The organism is Luteibacter sp. P4_E6 (assembly GCF_056401535.1).
In genome coordinates this window covers 1-2,667 of the sequence record NZ_JBFUJE010000525.1, presented here as the reverse complement: position 1 = coordinate 2,667, position 2,667 = coordinate 1, and the positions used below count along the sequence as shown (strand labels likewise).

The 2,667-nt window shown below is 62.8% G+C and carries 4 protein-coding genes; 1 reads left to right on the top strand and 3 read right to left on the bottom strand.

The window, feature by feature from the left end; translation table 11 throughout:
• Positions 1–916 (top strand): acyltransferase family protein (locus tag AC1DT2_RS20265; RefSeq protein WP_477298328.1); only part of this gene is annotated, 916 nt, incomplete at its 5' end.
• Here AC1DT2_RS20265 and AC1DT2_RS20260 read toward each other — a convergent pair.
• The 3 genes from AC1DT2_RS20260 to AC1DT2_RS20250 all read right to left on the bottom strand — a co-directional run.
• A complete protein-coding gene (locus AC1DT2_RS20260) occupies positions 885–1,784 on the bottom strand; it encodes a YihY/virulence factor BrkB family protein (protein WP_477298326.1) in 900 nt (299 codons plus the stop codon). The genes AC1DT2_RS20265 and AC1DT2_RS20260 overlap by 32 nt on opposite strands.
• A gap of 45 nt (positions 1,785–1,829) precedes the next feature.
• Positions 1,830–2,015, bottom strand: a complete 186-nt coding sequence (locus AC1DT2_RS20255) for a CsbD family protein (RefSeq protein WP_063572082.1) — start codon at positions 2,013–2,015, stop codon at positions 1,830–1,832.
• 103 nt (positions 2,016–2,118) lie between these two features.
• The coding region (locus AC1DT2_RS20250; RefSeq protein ID WP_477298325.1) for a flavodoxin family protein at positions 2,119–2,667 on the bottom strand (549 nt) is incomplete at its 5' end.

The following is a 2,667-nucleotide window of genomic DNA, read 5'->3' as shown; positions in this document are numbered from 1 at the left end:
ACACACGCTGGAGCGAGACGGTGCCCTGGGGACGATCGACTGGCGCAGCTTTTACGCGCGCCGCATGGCACGCATTGCGCCTTGTCTGCTCGGAATCCTTGCGATCCTGCTCGCCTGCCACGCGCTGGGCGTACCCAACTACGTGATCGATGCGGGTCGGCAATCGCCGGGCGGCGCCACGCTGTCCGCGCTCACCTTCACCCTGAATGTCTACGAGGGCCATACGGGTTGGCTACCGGGGGGATGGGACGTGCTCTGGTCGCTTTCCGTCGAAGAGCTGTTCTATGTTGCTTTTCCCCTGATGTGCCTCGGCCTTGGCAAGACACGATGGCTGGTGCCGCTGTTGTTGCTGTTGGTCGTCTCCGTGCCTTTTACCCGCGCGGCGATCGTCGACAACGAGATCTGGCAGGAAAAAGCGTATCTGCCGGGCATGGGTGCCATTGCCGCAGGGGTTCTCGCCGCCCTGTTCACCGCACGCCACGGCGTTCTCCCGCGCCGGGCTCGTCGAGTGCTTGCCGTCATCGGGGTGGTTGCCCTGGCCCTCGTGATGTTCTCCGGGGGATGGTTGTGGCACGCGATCCACGAGGGCTACATGCTCGTCCTCATTGGCTCCGCGGTGTGCCTGGTCCTTGCGGCGCCAGAAGGCGGAAACGCGACACGCGGAGGCGGCTGGCTAAGGTCGATGGGGCGGGCCAGCTACGAAATCTATCTCACGCACATGTTCGTCGTGTTCGCGCTGGTGGGCGTTGCCAGGATGACCGGCACCGACACGGTTTGGGGATGGGTATGGTATTTGCCCGCATTGGGCCTTTGCTGGCTGCTCGGCGGGCTCGTTTCACGTTATGTGTCGGAGCCCGCTAACCGTGCACTTCGGGCGCGCATGCTCAGGCCCGTTCGTGCGGTCGCGACGGCGTGATCTCCTCGGCRAAGCTCTCGGCATGTTCTGCCGGCCGGATCTTTGCCCCGCGCGCCACAGCGAGCCCACGGGTGAGCTCAGCGCCCAGAAGCACGATGATGGACGCGTAATACACCCAAGTCAGCAGCACGACAATGGCGCCGGCGGGACCGTAGGCGCCTCCGATGGATGCATGCTCGATATAAAGACCGATGACGAACTTCCCGGCCGCGAAGAGAACGGCGGTGAGGATGCCGCCTCGGGTAGCGTCCTTCCACGCAATCTGCGCGTCCGGTAGCACGCGGTACATCGCGCCAAAGGCGATCGCGAACACGACGAACGAAACACCTGCTTCGGTGAACTGCCAGGCCGTCGTATCGCCCGGAATCATGGCCTTGATCAGCCCATTGATAACAAAGGAGATGATCAGCAGGAAGGCGATGCCGACCAGCAGGCCGAAGGCCCGTGCACGCGTGCGAAGCCAGCCCACGACGGCCTCACCGGGCTTGGCCCGAAGCTTCCACACCCGGTTCAGCGTGGACTGCAACTGGGTGAAGACGGCGGAAGCGCTGAAGAGCGTGATGAACAGGCCGATGAGGCCGACCACGTTACCCAGGTGGGGCCGTTGCTTTGCGTTGTCGATGACAAGCTTTACGGCGCCGGCGCCTTGCGTGCCGATTACGCTGGTGAGGCTGTCGACGAGGTCGTTTTGCCATTCGGGGCGAAGTGCCGCGAGCACCCACAACAAAAGCACCAGCAAGGGTGCGAACGACAAGGCCGAATAAAAGGAAAGCGCCGCGGCCCGGGTCATCAGCTCGTCGTCCGTGAATCCGTCGATCGCGGTGCGGACGGACTTGGTCGCGAGGTCGAGCCAGCGGCGCAGGGACATGATCAAGGGGCGCGGGAGTCGGTTAAGACCTCCCGCGCTGCCGAATCAATGATGGCGATCGGTGTCACGTGCTTTGTCCGCGGCCTTGCCGACTTCCTTCTGGACCTTGCCGGCGTTCTTTTCGATATTGCCCGCCGCTTCCTTGGCGTGATTGCCGGTCACCTTGCCGACGACTTCCTTCACGGCGCCTTTCACTTCGTGCTTCGTGCCTTCGGTACGATTCTTGTCCACGATGGAGATCCTCACCTGGCTCTGCGTCATTCGCAGCGGGATCGATTTACGCCGTTACGGCATTACAGACGCGTGAAGCGAATGTGCGTCGGCATTCACTCGTTCACGGCGGCGCAGGATAGTTCGACGCCTTCAGGATCGTCGCCAGGTGCGCCGCGTTCGTGGTGAGCGTCGCGATGGTACTGGCGACTTTTTCGGGTGTTTTTTTCAGGTCGATATAGTTTGTGTCGCTCATCGCTTCGCCCACCCAATAGGCCGAGCTACCCGCAGGAATCGTGAAGCCGACGTCGGCAAGGGCCTGATACAGCTCGGCGGTCACGTGATGCGCACCATCCTCGTTGCCTACCACGCCGACGATGCCGACCTTGCCGAATGTCGGGTAGCGGCCATCGTCGCCGATATCACCGAGGATGGCGTCCATACGCTCGATGACGCGCTTGGAGACGCTGGAGGGCTGTCCCATCCAGATCGGCGTGGCGATGACAAGAATGTCCGCCGCCATGAGCCGTTCGCGCAGCTTTGGCCAGTCGTCGCCTTCGCCCTCGTCATGCTTCACGCCGGGCTTGATGTTCAGGTCGACCACGCGCGTGCTGTCCGTTTCGACGCCGTGCTTCGCCAGGCCGTCAAGCAATTGGTCCAGCAGTTTCTGGGT